This is a genomic window from Salinimicrobium profundisediminis (assembly GCF_026241755.1).
Classification (GTDB): Bacteria; Bacteroidota; Bacteroidia; order Flavobacteriales; family Flavobacteriaceae; genus Salinimicrobium; species Salinimicrobium profundisediminis.
In genome coordinates this window covers 1-17096 of the sequence record NZ_JAPJDA010000009.1, presented here as the reverse complement: position 1 = coordinate 17096, position 17096 = coordinate 1, and the positions used below count along the sequence as shown (strand labels likewise).

The 17096-nt window shown below is 41.5% G+C and carries 15 protein-coding genes; 4 read left to right on the top strand and 11 right to left on the bottom strand.

Translation table 11 applies throughout. The features are described from left to right. Nucleotides 1-2 precede the first annotated feature (2 nt). The 4 genes from gldG to OQ279_RS06675 form a co-directional block, all read right to left on the bottom strand. Nucleotides 3-1676 carry a gliding motility-associated ABC transporter substrate-binding protein GldG gene (gene gldG / locus OQ279_RS06690; RefSeq protein WP_266069088.1) on the bottom strand — a complete coding sequence of 558 codons (1674 nt, stop codon included), beginning with the start codon at nt 1674-1676 and terminating at the stop codon, nt 3-5. A 1-nt stretch (nt 1677) separates the two neighbouring features. Continuing rightward, complete coding sequence (gldF, locus tag OQ279_RS06685) at nt 1678-2412, bottom strand: gliding motility-associated ABC transporter permease subunit GldF (protein ID WP_266069087.1); 735 nt, start codon at nt 2410-2412, stop codon at nt 1678-1680. Nucleotides 2413-2517: 105 nt separating this feature from the next. After that, nucleotides 2518-2838 (bottom strand): putative quinol monooxygenase, encoded by a 321-nt coding sequence (locus tag OQ279_RS06680; protein WP_266069086.1) that lies wholly within the window; start codon nt 2836-2838, stop codon nt 2518-2520. Nucleotides 2839-2989: 151 nt separating this feature from the next. Next, complete coding sequence (locus OQ279_RS06675; protein ID WP_266069085.1) at nt 2990-3817, bottom strand: SAM hydrolase/SAM-dependent halogenase family protein; 828 nt, start codon at nt 3815-3817, stop codon at nt 2990-2992. A 107-nt stretch (nt 3818-3924) separates the two neighbouring features. Here OQ279_RS06675 and OQ279_RS06670 point away from each other — a divergent pair, with 107 nt between their 5' ends. Further along, nucleotides 3925-4878 carry a PhoH family protein gene (locus tag OQ279_RS06670; RefSeq protein ID WP_266069084.1) on the top strand — a complete coding sequence of 318 codons (954 nt, stop codon included), beginning with the start codon at nt 3925-3927 and terminating at the stop codon, nt 4876-4878. A gap of 58 nt (nt 4879-4936) precedes the next feature. After that, nucleotides 4937-5884, top strand: coding sequence for a phosphoribosylaminoimidazolesuccinocarboxamide synthase (locus OQ279_RS06665; protein WP_266069083.1), 948 nt, complete (start codon nt 4937-4939; stop codon nt 5882-5884). 373 nt (nt 5885-6257) lie between these two features. On the opposite strand, the gene OQ279_RS06660 is transcribed toward OQ279_RS06665, so the two are convergent. The 3 genes from OQ279_RS06660 to OQ279_RS06650 are packed head-to-tail and all read right to left on the bottom strand — an operon-like array spanning nt 6258 to nt 7827. Then, nucleotides 6258-6593: a hypothetical protein gene (locus OQ279_RS06660; RefSeq protein ID WP_266069082.1), complete on the bottom strand. Its 336-nt coding sequence runs from the start codon at nt 6591-6593 to the stop codon at nt 6258-6260. Between the two features lie 15 nt (nt 6594-6608). Further along, the gene (locus OQ279_RS06655) at nt 6609-6899 is read right to left on the bottom strand and encodes a chaperone modulator CbpM (RefSeq protein WP_266069081.1); all 291 of its coding nucleotides are present in this window, start codon (nt 6897-6899) and stop codon (nt 6609-6611) included. After that, the gene (locus OQ279_RS06650; protein ID WP_266069080.1) at nt 6892-7827 is read right to left on the bottom strand and encodes a DnaJ C-terminal domain-containing protein; all 936 of its coding nucleotides are present in this window, start codon (nt 7825-7827) and stop codon (nt 6892-6894) included. The genes OQ279_RS06655 and OQ279_RS06650 overlap by 8 nt, the downstream gene beginning before the upstream one ends. 174 nt (nt 7828-8001) lie before the next feature. Here OQ279_RS06650 and acs point away from each other — a divergent pair, with 174 nt between their 5' ends. Next, a complete protein-coding gene (acs, locus tag OQ279_RS06645; RefSeq protein ID WP_266069079.1) occupies nt 8002-9912 on the top strand; it encodes an acetate--CoA ligase in 1911 nt (636 codons plus the stop codon). A 48-nt stretch (nt 9913-9960) separates the two neighbouring features. On the opposite strand, the gene OQ279_RS06640 is transcribed toward acs, so the two are convergent. The 4 genes from OQ279_RS06640 to OQ279_RS06625 form a co-directional block, all read right to left on the bottom strand. After that, the gene (locus OQ279_RS06640) at nt 9961-10623 is read right to left on the bottom strand and encodes a 3'-5' exonuclease (RefSeq protein WP_266069078.1); all 663 of its coding nucleotides are present in this window, start codon (nt 10621-10623) and stop codon (nt 9961-9963) included. Then, the gene (locus OQ279_RS06635) at nt 10616-12535 is read right to left on the bottom strand and encodes a DUF294 nucleotidyltransferase-like domain-containing protein (RefSeq protein WP_266069077.1); all 1920 of its coding nucleotides are present in this window, start codon (nt 12533-12535) and stop codon (nt 10616-10618) included. The genes OQ279_RS06640 and OQ279_RS06635 overlap by 8 nt, the downstream gene beginning before the upstream one ends. A gap of 100 nt (nt 12536-12635) precedes the next feature. Further along, nucleotides 12636-13730: a DNA topoisomerase IB gene (locus OQ279_RS06630; RefSeq protein WP_266069076.1), complete on the bottom strand. Its 1095-nt coding sequence runs from the start codon at nt 13728-13730 to the stop codon at nt 12636-12638. Nucleotides 13731-13853: 123 nt separating this feature from the next. Beyond that, on the bottom strand, nt 13854-14942 hold the full coding sequence (locus OQ279_RS06625) for a M42 family metallopeptidase (protein WP_266069075.1): 1089 nt from the start codon (nt 14940-14942) through the stop codon (nt 13854-13856). 103 nt (nt 14943-15045) lie between these two features. On the opposite strand from OQ279_RS06625, the gene OQ279_RS06620 reads away from it, so the two are divergent. After that, complete coding sequence (locus OQ279_RS06620; RefSeq protein ID WP_370866507.1) at nt 15046-15738, top strand: DUF4294 domain-containing protein; 693 nt, start codon at nt 15046-15048, stop codon at nt 15736-15738. Nucleotides 15739-17096 lie beyond the last annotated feature (1358 nt).

Here is a 17096-nt window from a genome sequence, read left to right as displayed (position 1 = left end):
TTCTACTTTACGTATTTATTTCTCCTTATTGCCCTAAACAATGCTGCAAACAGTGCCAGCAGGCCAATTGGGAGTGCAATATTCATCATTTGCCAAAAGGTTCTTTCCTCTTCCACTTTTTCGGGGTCGAGAAATGCTATTTTCACCTCTTTACTCCGAATGTTGATGAGTCCGGTGTCATCCAGGAGATAATTGACTGCATTGAGTAAAAATTCCCTGTTGCCATATGTTGTGCCCGTATAACGATCATAGCCCAACTCAAGCGGCTCCCCTCGTTGTAACTGATTTTTAATGACATCACCATCGCTTATCACCAGCATTTTTGTTTCTTCACTTTTACTTCGGAAGTTATTAAGTACAAATGGCAAAATTCGGTTGTCATAAACTGAACTGAAATTTCCTTCAAAAAGAACGGCTAAAGGCAGTTCACCTGAAGTAAATTCGGATGGGTCGGGCTTTGCGGTGATCTCTTCCAAACTTATTTCTCTTGGAAGACCCACAACTGCAGATCGGGGAGAAGTAGCTAAGAGTACCGTTTTATCAATGTTATTTTTGAGGGTGTCGATGGGGCTGGCGTATTCAAACTTTACTGCCTCCAGGTTGTTCACCACAGGATGAGTTGAAGGGGAGGAAGAAATCGGAAAATAAAACCAGGGATAAGGATTGAACTGGGCGTTGTTGCCCGAGCCAGTAGCCAAAACTATAGGAGCCGAGTAAAGGTCTTTGACAAGTGCCGGATTAATTCTTAAGCCGTACTTAAAGAAATAATCTCCTAAGTTCAGGTCGCGGGGTAGGGCAAAGGCAGTTGCTGCAGGCGTGAAAAGGCTGTCGGTTTCCATCGCAGCATGTTCTATCAACCATAATTGTTTTCCGCCGTTCATGAGATATTGGTCTAAAACCAATTTTTCGGCTTCTGTGTAAGGTTCAGTGGGTTTAGCTTCTATCACCAAATCATACTCCTTAAGCTGTGCCAGGGTTCCCTGAGGATCTACAGTTACAGAATCTAAAGTAAAGGGTGCTATGTAATAATATTCCTGAATTTTCCTGATAAAGTCGGCTATATACCTGTCTTCAAGCTCACCGTTACCTCGCATTACCGCCACTTTTTTACGCTTTGGCTCCAGTAGTTTTGAGAAAGCATCAGCAAAAGCATATTCCAGTTGTTGTACCGATGCTGCCACGCGATCTTCGGTGGTTGCTCCCAACTGATTTTTCAGTAAAGGAATGGCAACCGATTTATTTCCGAAGTTGGCCATGGCCCAGGGAAACACTATGGCTTCGCTTGTTCGGCCGTTTTCCACCACATTGATACGTGCGGGGGTCATCCCCATTTCATAGAATTGTGTGGCAATATCATTAGCATTGCCACCTTCTTCAAGGGGGTTGGTAAACCGGTATTTGATTTGAGGGTTTACAGCGGCAAATTCTTCGAGCAGCTGCCTGGTCTCTACCTGTAACCTCCTAAATTCGGGTGGAAATTCTCCTTCCAGAAAAATATCGATAATTACAGGCGCTTCGGCTTTGGAAATGATTTCTTCTGAAGCTTCAGATAAAGTATAGCGTTTATCGGCAGTGAGGTCAAACCTTCCGAAGAAATTATAGGAAAGCACGTTAATCCCGATGATTGCGAGCAACAACAAAAATACCTTCCAAAAATGCGATTTTTGAGACTTCATTTCAGGATTGTTTTTTTTTGTTAAGAATAAAGCTGGTGAGCGCCAGGAAAAGAAAGATGAAACTTAAAAAATAGATGACATCCCGGGTGTCAATAATCCCCCGGCTAATGCTCTCATAATGTGCATTGAGACCCAGTTCTTCCACTCCAAATGCTCCGCTGCCAAATATATTCAGAGTTGCCAGGGCTTCAAAAGCAAAATAAGCGATAAAGCAAAGAAAAATGGCAAGTATAAAAGATACAATTTGGTTTGGGGAAAGTATGGAGGCAAAAATCCCGACGGCGGCATAGCAGGCGCCAAGAAAGATGAGCCCTAAATAGGAACCAAGAATGACGCCGCTGTCCAGGTCTCCGCCCGGACTCATTAAATACCAGATAGCCACAATGTACAGCAGCGTTGGTAAAATGGCAAGAAGTATTAAAACAAGTGCCCCCAGGTATTTACCCAGTACCAGTTCTACAGTTGTTAAAGGTTTGGTAAGTAGTAATTCTAATGTTCCCTGTTTTATTTCTTCGGAAAAACTCTTCATGGAAATTGCCGGTATGAGAAATAAAAACACCCAGGGTGCAAGCGTAAAAAAGGGCTCCAGATTGGCAAACCCGCTGTCCAGGATATTATACTCGCCTTTAAAGACCCAAAGAAAAAGTCCGTTCACCACGAGAAATAGCCCTATGACCAGATAGCCTGTGGGAGAGGCGAAAAATGCGTTAATTTCTTTCTTTAAAACTGCTAACACTTTTTAATGTATAATGTATATTGAATATTGTTTAAGGTAAAAAAAATCCAAATCCCAAATTCCAAATTCCAATCTATTTTAAACCCTGAACGCGAAACCTACTGCCTACTTAAAACTGGCACTGCCTACTGAACCTGAGGTCCATATTTTATCCACGCTCCACGCTTCAGGTTTAGCGGCAAACATTTTCCTGGTCTCGCTCCAAACTTCTTTAAAAAGGAAAGAACCGCGATAATTTTCCAGGGCCTCTTCATTTTGCCAGTAACTGTACGTAAAAAAGATATTTTTATTGTTCTTATCTCGATAGAGTTCTAAAAATTCACAGCCTTCAAAGCCTCTGATCTTTTCTTTATTCTGCTGAAATAGCTCCTGAAAATCTTCAGTTTCTGAAGTTTCAAAAGTCATTTTTACGATCCGGATCAACATATTATTTTCAACTTATATTTAAAAATTTTCATCAAATAAAAAGAGGATAGTAAAACGAGAGTAGATTATTCTAATCAACTATTCACTATACCTAATTAACCAATAACAAAAACGGACAATTGAGAACCGAAAACTGAAAACCGCCTTTGCGCTAAACAAAATCCACCGTTACCGTATCCCTGTACTCGAGTCCGAAGAGGGTAGAGGCACTGCCAACCGTACTGGGGTTACTCTTGTAGATTGCCAGTTCAATATATCCTCCCGAATTAAAGATTGCCAGTTTTTTACCATCTTCCCGGTTGATCATGTCGGTGTCAAAATTGATGGCTTCGCTGTAAGTGTTATAGATATCGGTAAAAGTAGCGGTCCTGGCACGCATACTAAACTTTCGGCCTTTGCCAATTTTCTCAAACAGCTTCTTCGGAATATTTGTCACCACATTGCCGTAATTGTCAATGTAAATTACATTTCCTTTGATCTGGTTCATTTCAGGATTGATAAGGGGTTCCATTTCCTTTAGCTGCTTTATTCCGGGAATGGATTTTCCAATAACTTCCAGGGTGCCACCTCTTGACAGGTGACCGGCTACTTTCACAAATACATCCAGAACCGGAAAATTACTCTGTACCTTATCGTGTATATTGATCTCTACAATCTTTTCGGGAACATATTCCGAAGCAATTAAAGAGAGTATACCATTATTGGCACAAATAAAGTAATGCCCATCAAGTTTTAATGCAATATGTTTATTTTCAGGCGTAAGTTCAGAGTCTACCCCAATAATATGAATACTGCCTTCAGGAAAGCTTCTGTAGGCGTTTTTAATGATGTAAGAGGCTTCAGTAATGTGAAACGGGGCGATGGAGTGGGAGATGTCTACAATCTTTGCCGAAGGTACCTCGGTGTAAATCGCTCCTTTAACTGCCCCTGCAAAATGATCTTTTTCCCCAAAATCTGTCGTTAAGGTAATTATGGCCATGGGCAATTTCTAATAATATTTTTCCTAACTTAAACCTTTATTTAGCTAAGTTTGTAATGCAAATCTAAAGATAATTAAGTCATTTTTTAAATTTAATCCGGTCGCTTTTGAACGAACTTATCATTGAACTTTCTGAAATAAGTCCCAGAGATTTTTTTGGGGAACAAAATTCACATATTGAGCTTTTGAAGAAATATTTTCCAAAGCTCAAAATTGTGGCAAGAGGCAATAAACTTCGCATTTACGGTAACGAAGAAATGCTCGAAGAATTTGACAGAAGGTTCAATATGCTTATAGACCACTACGGAAAATTCAATCGTCTCGATGAAAATTCCATAGAACGGGTACTTACCAGTGAGAGTAAAGAAGATTATGAAACTTCTAATGAAAGCGGGGAAGTGCTGGTTCACGGCGTGAGTGGCAGGATGATTCGTGCCCAAACGGCCAATCAGCGTCGCCTGGTAGAGTTGATGAAGAAGAATGATATGGTTTTTGCCATTGGTCCTGCCGGTACTGGAAAAACATATACGGGAGTGGCTTTGGCAGTGAAAGCGCTAAAGGAAAAGCAGGTAAAAAGGATCATTCTTACCCGGCCTGCCGTAGAAGCAGGTGAAAACCTCGGTTTCCTACCCGGTGACCTTAAAGAAAAGCTCGATCCATACATGCAGCCGCTCTATGATGCGCTGCGCGATATGATCCCACACGAAAAGCTGGAAAGCTACATCGAAAAAGGGGTGATACAAATAGCTCCCCTTGCTTTTATGCGTGGCCGTACACTAGACCATGCTTTTGTAATTCTCGATGAAGCACAAAATACCACCCATGCCCAAATGAAAATGTTTTTAACCCGGATGGGAAAGAGCGCAAAGTTCATGGTAACGGGTGATCCCGGCCAAATTGACCTTCCAAAAAGGGTAATTTCAGGGCTTAAAGAAGCAATTCTTGTCTTGCAGGATGTTGATGGGGTGGGAATTATTCATCTTGATGATAAAGATGTGATTCGCCATAAACTGGTCAAGAAAATTATTGCTGCTTATAAAAGAATAGAAAACGCCGAATAAAAATGTCATTTTTGAGATCCCGCACCCGTGGGATCTTTTCATATAACCTCATGTTTTGATGAACACTATTACCGCTACCAATTTTAATTTTCCCGGACAGAAAGAAGTTTATAAAGGAAAAGTTCGGGATGTTTACACCCTTGAAGATAACCGGCTGGTCATGATCGTGACCGACAGGCTATCGGCCTTTGATGTTGTAATGCCAAAAGGAATTCCTTATAAAGGACAAATCCTCAACCAACTGGCTACAAAAATGATGAAAGCTACAGAAGATATCGTGCCCAACTGGCTGCAGGCCACGCCCGATCCTAATGTGGCAGTAGGGGAAAGCTGCGAGCCCTTTAAGGTCGAGATGGTGATAAGAGGATATCTCACCGGCCATGCTGCCAGAGAATATGCCAGCGGAAAACGAAGTTTGTGCGGGGTACATTTGCCTGAAGGTATGAAGGAAAATGAAGCTTTTGCAGCACCTATCATTACGCCCACCACCAAGGCAGATTCAGGCGAGCATGATATGGATATTTCGCGCGAAGAGATCCTCAAAAAAGGAATTGTTTCTGAAGCAGATTACAATACACTCGAAATCTATACCCGACAACTTTTTCTTCGTGGAACTGAACTCGCTAAGAAAAACGGGCTCATCCTGGTAGATACAAAATATGAATTTGGCAAGACCAAAAATGGCGAGATTGTACTCATAGATGAGATTCATACCCCAGATTCTTCCCGTTATTTTTATGCTGAAGGTTATCCTGACAGGTTAGCTTCGGGAGAACCACAAAAGCAACTCTCCAAAGAATTTGTAAGGCAATGGCTTATTCAGAATGGCTTCCAGGGAAAAGAAGGTCAGCAAATTCCGGAGATGAGCGAGGAGTACATCAATTCGGTGTCAGATAGGTACATTGAGCTTTACGAACAAATTACCGGCGAACAATTCATAAAAGCCGACATCTCAAGGATTGAAGAGCGGATTGAGAAAAATGTGCTGGAGTTTCTTAGTAGTTAGGATTGAAGAGTTAGATTTTAAAATACGAAGTTAGAAGTTTAGTGTGTAACAGATTGCCAGGCTGAGCTTTTTTCATCATCGGTAGGGTGTGAAAAATAGTCGAAGCCACTATTTGAACAATGTCTCCCAAAAGACAAATTGCCCCGACTTTTAAGTCGGGGACTAATGAAATCCAGTTAAACAGGGCTTTAGCCCAACCTGTGTTCCAGATAAGCGCCTATTATGTCAACTGAGATATTTTCAAATTGATAGGGCAACACCCAGCAATTATCTAAAAAAATCATAGTCTTACTTTTCTTACCACTGCCTACTTAAGCCTGCGCACTGCCAACTGAAATACATATTTCTACCTTCGTACTTCTACCTTCGTACTTCATTTCACTTCCAGCACCAGCAAATAATCAGGGCCTCCTGAAAGAGGGTAGCCTTCAATTTTTTGAGCAACCAAAGTTACCTTTTCCTCTACATAATTATCCAGGTCTACTGCATCACTTTTGAGAGCATAGAACTTGTCGTCTGAAGTGGTAATGGTATGGGTACCATATTGGTAAGAGGTTATTCCCTGTTCCCGAATGTTACCGGCCAGCTCGATGGTTTTCTCGTTTGCTTCAGCCGAAGCGGGATGATCTTGCTGAGCCTGGCTGTTATTGCAGGTTTGTAGAGATAATAGTAAAGTAACTCCTGTAAAAATAATAAGTGCTAATTTCATAAGTAGTTTTAATGGTTAGTCTTCATATAGTTTAAGCCGATTTTGCAGCTGCCTCACTTCATTCTGTAAGTGGGAAACCCGGTCAAGTAAATGATTTATAGCCTCTATGCCTTCCAGGTTTATATCCAGGTCATAATGCAGGCGCATCAAGCGTTCCAGCTCCCTTATTTGCTCCTGTTCTATGTATTCGTTTTCTTCAATGATCACAGTCTGTATCAGGCCGTGTTCTGTGAGCGACTGTATAAACGAATACTCCAGTTTGTAGCAGTGACAAAATTCTACGATTGAGATATATTGATCATCCATTTTTCCGCAGTTTTTTCAGTTCCTGTAAAAGTTCCTTCTCACGAGCATTCAGGTGGGTTGGGATCTTTAGGGTATAAGTTATAAAGAGATCACCAAATTTGCCATCTTTTTTATATACCGGAAAGCCTTTTCCTTTCAGCTTTACGGTAGTGCCATTTTGAGTTTCGGGCTTTACGGTAAGTTTTACCTTTCCGTCAAAAGTATCCACCATGAGTTCGCCGCCCAATATAGCCGTAAAAATATCCAGCTCCACGTCTTTATAAAGATGCTGCCCTTCGCGTTTAAACCTGCTGTTGTTGTTAATGGCGAAAGTTAGGAGCAAATCTCCGTTGGGCCCGCCGTTCATTCCTTCGCCGCCATAGCCTTTAATCCTTATGGTTTGCCCGTTTTCCACTCCTGCAGGAATGGTGAGCCTTATATTCTTTCCGTTTACGGTAAGGGTTTGTTTGTGGGTTCTGTAAACATCGGTGAGGTTAAGTTGCAGTTCGGCGTTGTAATCCTGCCCTCTAAAACGGGTGGTTCTATGCCTTCCGCCAGCAGCTCCTCCAAACATAGATTCAAAAAAGTCAGAAAAATCCCCCCCTTCAAATCCGCCGCTGCTAAAACTTTCTGCACCGCCAAATCCTCCGGTTCTTCCCCCAAAACCGCTACCAGACTGCCGCTGATACTGTTGCTGGGCTTTTGCTTTTTCAAATTCTTCGGCATGTTGCCAGTCTTTGCCGTACTGGTCGTATTTTTTCCGCTTTTCGGGATCTATGAGCACTTCATGAGCCTCATTGATCTGCTGAAATTTTTTTTGGGCAGCGGTGTCATTGGGGTTGAGGTCGGGGTGGTATTTTCGGGCCAGCTTTCGGTAAGCCTTCTTTATATCACTTTTAGTAGCATTCTTATCCAGCTCTAAAACCTTGTAATAGTCGATAAATTCCATAGGTTTTTCTGAAGTTTAAAAAATCCTGTACTTCTTTAAAGATACATATTTCAGAAAAAATAACGAACGTGGGTAATATTTATTCCTTCGGAAAAATACCTCTCAAAAATGTCATTTTTGAGTACCCCCTGAAAATTTATTTGTTTTTGAAGAAGCTTTTCCTAATTTTAAAAAATGGAAAATCTACAATTACGCACCTTTGCCGACTATAAGAAGGCTTACAAAAAAAGCATAAAAGATCCTGAAGCTTTTTGGGATGAAGTAGCATCTACTTTTACCTGGCAGAAAAAGTGGGATAAAACCCTGGAGTGGGATTTTAAAAAACCAGAAGTAAAATGGTTTCAGGGCGGAAAGTTGAATATCACAGAAAACTGCCTTGACCGTCACCTGGACACCCTGGGAAATAAAACTGCCATAATTTGGGAACCTAACGACCCTGATGAGGAATCCCGCTACATTACTTATAGGCAGCTTTTTGTAAAAGTTTCCCATTTTGCGAATGTGCTTAAGAATAATGGTATCAAAAAGGGGGACAGGGTTTGTCTTTATATGCCCATGATCCCCGAACTGGCCATTGCAATGCTTGCCTGCGCCCGTATTGGCGCTGTTCACTCTATTGTGTTTGCCGGATTTTCCAGCTCTGCCATTGCAAAGCGGATTAATGATTCAGATTGTAAGATGCTCATCACGGCAAATGAAGTTTACAGAGGTTCCAAAAAGGTGAATTTAAAGGAGATGTGTGATAAGGCCCTGGAGCAAACTCCCGGGGTGGAAACAGTAATTGTTTATCGCCGTACAGTAGAACCAACACCTATGAAAGAGGGGCGGGATAAGTTCTGGTTTGATGAACTTCAAAAAGCCGAAAAAGAATGCCCTCCAGAAGTTATGGATGCCGAAGATATGTTGTTTATACTTTATACTTCAGGCTCAACAGGAAAACCTAAGGGCATGGTGCATACAGTGGGAGGTTATCTTGTGGGTACTACTTACTCCTTTCAAAACGTGTTTCAGCTCGAAAAAGATGATGTGTACTGGTGTACTGCCGATATAGGCTGGATTACCGGTCACTCCTATATTATTTACGGTCCGCTGGCCTCGGGTGCCACTACCGTGATGTTTGAAGGAATTCCCAGTTATCCCGACTACGGAAGGTTCTGGGATATTGTAGATAAATTAAAGGTCACCCATTTTTATACTGCTCCTACAGCAATAAGATCACTTGCTAAACAACCCCTGAGTTTTGTAGAGAATCATGACCTGTCTTCTCTCAAAGCCCTCGGAAGTGTGGGAGAACCAATTAATGAGGAAGCCTGGCACTGGTATAATGATAATGTTGGGAAAGGAAATTGCCCTGTGGTTGATACGTGGTGGCAAACCGAAACCGGCGCTATCATGATTTCACCGCTTGCCGGGATCACCCCTACCAGGCCAACTTTTGCCACCCTGCCACTGCCGGGTGTACAGCCTGTGCTAATGGATAATGAAGGAGAGGAGATCCCCAATACCACCGAACCTGTTGAAGGTAGGCTGGCCATTAAGTTCCCCTGGCCATCTATTGCGCGTACTATTTACGGTGACCATCAACGTTATAAAGAAGTCTATTTTTCTACTTTTGAAAACAAATATTTTACAGGTGACGGGGCATATCGCGATGCCACAGGTAACTATCGAATTACAGGAAGGGTTGATGATATAGTTATTGTATCTGGTCACAACCTGGGAACTGCTGCCACAGAAAATGCTATTGATGAACATGAAAACGTAGTAGAGAGTGCGGTAGTAGGTTTTCCACACGAAGTTAAAGGGAATGCACTTTATGCTTACGTTATTCTCTACGATAAAGTGGAACCTTCGGAAGAATTGGAAAAAGAAATCAAAGATATTGTTTCTCAAACCCTGGGCCCAATTGCAAAACCTGAAAAAATCCAGTTTGTAAGCGGACTTCCAAAAACGAGAAGCGGTAAAATTATGAGGAGGATTCTAAGGAAGATCGCCTCTAATGATACCGATAATCTTGGAGACACTTCAACGCTGCTCAACCCCGAAATTGTGGATGAAATCTTGGCCGAGGCTAAGCATGATTAAATTGGCGTAGAAAAAATAATTAATTTACAGGGAGATGAATTTTTAGGATTAAAGCTTTAATAGTTCCTTTAATTTCATCTCCTTTTTCTTGTCGATTTTTCCGAGGATCTTTAGGAAAGCTATTGCAGTAATGAATGCATCGCCAATGGCTGTGTGCCGGTCTTTAACATCAATAATAAAAGCCTCGGCAATTTCATCCAAAGAGTAATTTTTCTCCCTGTCTATGAGGTTGGAGTTTAACAGCGTCTTTCTGTAAAGATATCCTGTATCCAAAACCGGGTTCTTCAATTTTGGCAATCCCCTTCTTTTCAAAGCTGAATTGATCATTTTAATATCAAAAACCGCGTGATGGGCAACCAGGACAGCATTCCCTATGTACTTTAAAAATTTGCGGATAGCTTCTTCTTCTGTAAGGCTTTCAGTTTTTTCCTCTTTAAGTATACCGTGAATTTTCACCGATTCGGGATTAAATCTTTCCTGCTGTAAATAATGTTCGAAAGTTTGAGAAACATCTAATTCATTAGACCTTACTTTCACAGCGCCAATACTCAGGATTCGGTCGTTTTTATAATCAAATCCTGTGGTCTCTGTGTCTAAAACAACAAAAGTTGTTTGCGAAACAAATGCAGGTAGCTCCTCCTGAAATTTCGCTTCGTAAGCGTTCCAGAATTCTGGGTAATCTGGACTTTCTTTTCTAAAAAAATTAAACATGATATCCCGAAATTTCGAATCTAATCTTTACAAGATCCTGCACTTCTTTTAAGCTTCTAAAGCACCGTTTTAACTTCATTTTTTCCTCCTTACTTAGTTCTTCGAGTTTGATGAACCTGCCGTTATTACGTTCTTTAATACCTTGTTTTGTTCGAAATTTCAGAAGAGCTTTAGATGCAAATGAACAGGCGAGGTAAAGTTCCCTGTTTGATGGCTCCAGTTGTGTCAGTTTATCAAATCTTTCGGAAGTATTGCTCAAATTTTTAACCTCGTGGGAGAGGATCAAAAGCCTTCCTGCATCTGTGAGGGGAGTTATGGCTCTCTTTTTAATATCAAAAGTGTCTTTGTTTTCCCCATCGTGTTCTACTACGAATTGCCGGAAAAATCCAAGAGGCGGCGGATTTCTCAATGTAACTGCAGCCAGGGCAGAAGTGAACCTTTTGTTGTTGCGGGTTAATTCAAAAATGTGGTCAGATAGTGCGTTAGATAATTTTACATTTCCGTAAGAGATATCAAAATCAAAGAAAATTGAACTTAGCAGCAATTCATCATTACCTGCGTTAGTGATCCATAGTGCCACCTGTTCTTTCCATTCCGAAAGACTTTTACACCATTGCTCATTTTTAGCCATAGTATTTACCGGGCAATATTCATAACCAATTATACTCAGGCGTTTATTTACCTTTTTTGCCAGTTCAAGAAAATAAGCTTTGGTGGCAGCATGATGTTCGGGGGCAACATCATCAAAAATAATGGCATTGTCCTGGTCGGTTTGCAACAGTTGCTCTTTCCGGCCCTGGCTCCCTAAAGACAACCAGGCAAATTCGGCTGGGGGAGGAGCAGGCATTTTTTTAATACATCTTTCTACGATCCTTTTTATAGAGGCATCATTAAGCTCAAAAATGATCTTTGAGATGAGGTTTAGAGGAATATTACTTTCAAGATAACCTCTCAGTAATAAAGTGATTTTATTCCGGATCTTCTTCAGTTCATTGGTACTGTTGGACCGCTGAATAGCCTTCATAAGTATCGAAGGGTTATTCCCTTCAGACAGCATGATGTTATGAGCAGAAAGTATCCCGATGACCTCTGAATTGGGAGTGCCGTCTTCAGTAATACAAATATGGTCAATCCCGTGTTTCATCATAGTGAGTTGCGCCTGCGAAATAGTAATGCCTTTTGAATAACAAATCACAGGAGAACTCATGATTTCTGAAACAGGAACTGCTTCAAGAGCCATTCCATTAGCAACAAGGTCTCTAAAATTTTCATCAGTAACTATACCCACAGGAATATTGTCTTCTACAACAACAAGAGAACCTACCATTCTGGATTTCATTTTCTGTGCTGCTTTTTGAACAGTGGTGGCAGGAGAAATGGTAATTACTTTACGGGTAATGGGTGCCGGTTGTAGTTCAAAAAGATTTTGCGCTGCAACTACGGGGGGAGTTGAGGTGAGAAGTTTTCCTTTGTCTCCCGAAGCATAAGGGTTTCGGGTATTTGAAGCAAAACTCTGCAATAAAAATTCTCTTACCCTCGGATGATTTTCTGCAATGGGTTTAAAGATATCAATAGGAATTCCATACAATATAGACTCTTCGACGGCCAGGGTTTCCAGCAGGTAATTTTCTTTCGCAAACAATGGCCGCAACCCAAAAATGTCGCCTTCATCACATTTATCTATGGTCTCAAAAATGTCATTTTGGGGCTTTAATACTGAAACCGCTCCCTTATTGACCACGTAAAAGTACTGATGCTGTTCTTCTCCGGCTTTAAAAATGCTTCTTCCTTTTTCAACATAAACCACTTTCACTTCGCTGGCAAGGGTGTAAAGTTGTTCTTGCTGAAGCAGGTCAAACGGCGGAAAATTCTTCAGAAAATCGGCTATCCTGGCTGCTATGGTGTTTTTCATACAGCTAATTTAGGCAAAAGAAATAGTTGGAATATTCTATGCTGAAGCCTTTTTTAAGAAATTTCAGAAGGATTTTTTTTAGCAGAAAATGAAAGGCAAATTAAGATATAGCTTCTTTTTCTTCCAGTTCTATTTCAAAATCCTTGAGTAATTCAAGAAGTACTTCTTCAGTCTGTGAAAGATTAGGTTTGTAAGTGCGTTTTCTTTCCACCTTTTTGAAATAAGTAACAATATCCCCGGTTTCATAAAGCTTGACCACGTGTGGGTGTACGTAATAACTGCGGCATACACTACGCGTGTTGTTCAAAGCTTCGGCGGCGGCATCATAAGCTTCAAGAATGTTCTTTTTATTCTGCTTTTCTTCTTCAGTAAAACCTATTTCCCGAAGTTTCTCAAAAAATATCTTGGTTGCGCTCCAGGTCCTGAAATCTTTAGCCGAAAAAAGTGCGCCGCTCAAATCCTGTATGTACTCGTTGACCATCCCGCTATCAATGCTGTGCTTTTTTCCGTCTTCCCCAATGTATTTGAAGACCTCCCACCCGGGAATTTCCTCACATTGGTTCACCAGCTTAATGAGCTTCTTATCGCGGATAGAAACGGTATTTTCAATTCCGCGTTTCCCAAAAAAATTGAATTTCATTTCCCCTTTTGAGATCTTTACATGCCGACTTCTAAGTGTGGAAAGTCCGTAAGATTTATTTTGTTTGGCGTAAGTCTCATTTCCAATGCGAATATGCGTTTCCTCCATGAGCCTTATAATCAGGGCCAGCACTTTCTCCTGCGGCATTCCCTTTTTATCCAGATCCTGGTCTACCTGCGCCCGAATTTTAGGTAAAACTTTTCCGAAGGAGATCATTTTGTAAAACTTCGTAAGATTTCTGAGTTTCGTCCAGTCGGGGTGGTACATGTACTGCTTTCGTTGCTTGGCATCCAGCCCCACAACCTGTAAGTGCCCGTTGGAGTGGGGGCAGATTCGCACTTTTTCCCACGCGGGTGGGATTACCAGTTTTTTGATCCTTGCCAGGGCCTTTTCATCTTTCACCGGCTCTCCCTCGTGCAGGTATTGATATCCTTTACCCCTTTTTCGGCGTTCTATGCACAGCTCTTCTTCAGAAATATACTGAAGGTTGGCTTTTTCGGCAGCAAGATCGGGGTTGGAGATGAGTGAATTTACTTCATCTGAAGAAAGCACCATGAATTTTTTTTCCTAAATATAGTTTTCATCGATATCTCTTCTATGTAAAGAAATGTGAAAACTTCAGAAAAAATAAAGCCTCCTAAAAAAAGGAGGCTCAAAAATGGCATTTTTGGATGCTATTTATTCAAAGTAGCTAAAGGTATCCCCATCCTTTAGTTGCAATAAACTTTCATAGATCAATTTAATCACGTTTTCAACATCATCGCGGTGCACCATTTCAACCGTGGTGTGCATGTAGCGTAGGGGAAGGGAGATCAAAGCCGATGCCACACCGCCGTTGCTGTAGGCAAATGCATCAGTATCTGTCCCTGTCATTCTTGAAGAAGCCATACGTTGGAAAGGGATCTGTTTGTCTTCAGCAGTTTGGATAAGAAGATTGCGAAGTTTGTTTTGAACGGCCGGTGCATACGAGATTACCGGGCCATCTCCAATTTTGGTAAGGCCGTTGGTTTTTTTCTCGATCATTGGAGTAGTGGTGTCGTGAGTAACATCGGTCACTATGGCAACATTTGGTTTAATGCGCTGGGTGATCATTTCGGCACCTCTTAGGCCAATTTCTTCCTGTACCGAGTTTGTAATGTAAAGTCCGAAAGGTAATTTCTTCTTATTCTCCTTCAGCAGGCGCGCAACTTCAGCAATCATAAAACCTCCAATGCGATTATCTAAAGCCCTGCTCACGAATTTGTCTTTGTTCAGAATAAAGAACTCATCGGGATAGGTGATCACACAGCCCACGTGTACGCCCAGGGCTTCAACTTCCTCTTTAGAAGAGCAGCCAACGTCTATAGAAATATTGTCAAGTTTTGGAGCCTGTTCCTTCTCCTTATCGCGGGTGTGAATTGCAGGCCATCCAAAAACCCCTTTTACAACACCATTTTTGGTGTGAATGTTTACCCTTTTGGAAGCGGCGATTTGATGATCACTACCGCCATTGCGAATTACGTAGATCAAACCATCATCGGTAATGTAATTAACATACCACGAGATCTCATCGGCGTGACCTTCTATTACTACCTTATATTTTGCTTTTGGGTTTATCACTCCTACAGCGGTACCGTAAGTATCTGTAATGAACTCATCAACATAAGGTTCTATGTAATTCATCCACAGCTTTTGGCCTTCCCATTCGTAGCCTGTAGGCGCTGCGTTATTCAAATATTTTTCTAAGAAATCTATCGACTTTTCAGTAAGAATTTTTTCCTGACTCATTATTTTATTCTTTTGCACGAATTTAGGAAGATTTGAAGAGCTGACAATTTATAGATAATGTAATTTTGGAATGATTTTAGCTCCCATGTTGAAAACGAATATTTTGAAGCAGATTTTATTCATTTTTCTGTGTTTGATCCCGGCCGCTGCATTTGCTCAGGTTAAAGAGCCCGTGCAGGACAGTGTGGAATATGAATATTACATCATTGAGGGAGATACCATTGCACGCTCACATATAGACCTGGGCGAGGTACTTATTTTGAGCCGGCTTAAGTTTGATAATGATCTTGAAAGGCGTAAATATCTTATTCTTCGCCGCAAGACGATAAAAGTTTACCCTTATGCCAAACTGGCTTCAGAACGGTTGGTAGAGCTCAATAGCAGGCTTGATCAAATAAAATCCAGGAGGGATCAAAAACGCTACACAAAAATAGTCCAGAATTATATTGAAAATCAATTCTCGGCCGAATTAAAGAAATTGACCCGCACCGAGGGGCAGATCCTTGTAAAATTGATTCACAGGCAAACCGGGATTACGGCTTTTGATCTTGTAAAAGATCTCAAGAGTGGCTGGAGGGCTTTTTGGTATAACACCACGGCCAGTTTCTTTGATATTTCGCTGAAAGAAGAATTCGATCCAGCAAAAAATCAGGAAGACTATTATATTGAAGATATTTTACAAAGGGCTTTTCAGGGGAGACAGCTGGAAAGACAACCCTCTGCGCTCGACTATAATTTCCTCGAACTTACAGATAAATGGTCTTCCCCTGCTGCAAAAGGAGACCGCAAATCCTGATAATTTTAATCATTTGGGCGTTCCCCACCTTCGCTACCGCTCATGCGGGTCGGGCTATCCGCTCCAATCTTTTTGCTCGTGCCTTGCAAAAAGGATTTCCGCTGCTATCCCTAACGCGGGTACACGTCTTCGATTAATAATAATGTTATGGATTGGGATGTTTGTTTTCGATTCATGTTATATGAAATCGGATTGGATTGGATTGTTTTGATTCCTATTAATGTAATTCGGATGGATATTTCGTTTATCAGCTATAAACATTTGACCCCTTCGGGGTCACCCCTGCTGAAGAATAATACAAATACCGGATCCTTTGGATCCTGATGGGTAGACCCTAACGGGTCTATTTGTAACGTAACAGGTCACGAACCGAAGAGCCCAATGGTTCTCATTCTTTAATAACAGGAACACGTCCCAAACCATGACCCTGAAGGGTCACATGTTTATAACACCTGAAGCTCTCAACCCCACGACCCCGAAGTGGTCATATGTTTGTAACTAAGAGGTAGTCACACCTTCGACCCCGATGGGGTCGCACCTTCCGGAATGTCACTTCTCAAAAATGCCATTTTCGGCACCTCTTTTCTCATAGGTATATCTCAGGCTCCGAAGGAACCATATAATTATAGGGCTTTCACAAAATTGTACCTCTTGCTGTTGTGATTCGCACCACATATTATATATAAGACACATCAGAACCAACGATCCGATGGGGCTCATGTTAGTATCACAATGTCGTTAACCACGCGACCCCGACGGGGTCATATGTTTTTAACCTGGATACCGTGATGATACCGGCCCCGAAGGGGTCGCACCTTCCAGAACGGTACCTCTCAAAAATGCCATTTTCGGCACCTCTTATCTTATAATGTATGTCTTTAGGCTCCGAAGGAGCCACATTACTACCCGACTTTCATAAAATTGCACCTCCTGCTGGTAATTGCTCTACATACTATATATATATAAGACATATCATGTACACACAATCCCGAAGGGATTGCATAATTATAACAGGAGTGGAGGAATGCCATGACCCCAACCGGGGTCTCATATTAGTAACCTTGGTAGTGTAACGTCCATGACCCCTAAGGGGTCCAATGTTTATACCCCCCCCCCCCCCCGCCGTCGTCCCCACACGACCCCGGCGGGGTCGCACCATCGAAAAATGCCCATCCTTGTAACCATACATCCTCTACTTTTAATTTCAGGATAAAAAAGTGTAGAAAAAATCTCTCTTCAAAAATGTCATTTTCAGCATCTTAGTTTTGGGGTTTATAAAATTGTCAAAAAAACCTTAAAATATTTTTGTTGGAGGCTTGTGGGATTAGAATTCAGTTGTATATTTGCAGCCGCTTTGA

Coding starts and splice junctions, on each gene's coding strand:
- gldG (WP_266069088.1), bottom strand. CDS start 1,676: ATGAAGTCTCAAAAATCGCATTTTTGGAAGGTATTTTTGTTGTTGCTC.
- OQ279_RS06680 (WP_266069086.1), bottom strand. CDS start 2,838: ATGTTGATCCGGATCGTAAAAATGACTTTTGAAACTTCAGAAACTGAA.
- OQ279_RS06675 (WP_266069085.1), bottom strand. CDS start 3,817: ATGGCCATAATTACCTTAACGACAGATTTTGGGGAAAAAGATCATTTT.
- OQ279_RS06665 (WP_266069083.1), top strand. CDS start 4,937: ATGAACACTATTACCGCTACCAATTTTAATTTTCCCGGACAGAAAGAA.
- OQ279_RS06660 (WP_266069082.1), bottom strand. CDS start 6,593: ATGAAATTAGCACTTATTATTTTTACAGGAGTTACTTTACTATTATCT.
- OQ279_RS06655 (WP_266069081.1), bottom strand. CDS start 6,899: ATGGATGATCAATATATCTCAATCGTAGAATTTTGTCACTGCTACAAA.
- OQ279_RS06650 (WP_266069080.1), bottom strand. CDS start 7,827: ATGGAATTTATCGACTATTACAAGGTTTTAGAGCTGGATAAGAATGCT.
- acs (WP_266069079.1), top strand. CDS start 8,002: ATGGAAAATCTACAATTACGCACCTTTGCCGACTATAAGAAGGCTTAC.
- OQ279_RS06640 (WP_266069078.1), bottom strand. CDS start 10,623: ATGTTTAATTTTTTTAGAAAAGAAAGTCCAGATTACCCAGAATTCTGG.
- OQ279_RS06635 (WP_266069077.1), bottom strand. CDS start 12,535: ATGAAAAACACCATAGCAGCCAGGATAGCCGATTTTCTGAAGAATTTT.
- OQ279_RS06630 (WP_266069076.1), bottom strand. CDS start 13,730: ATGGTGCTTTCTTCAGATGAAGTAAATTCACTCATCTCCAACCCCGAT.
- OQ279_RS06625 (WP_266069075.1), bottom strand. CDS start 14,942: ATGAGTCAGGAAAAAATTCTTACTGAAAAGTCGATAGATTTCTTAGAA.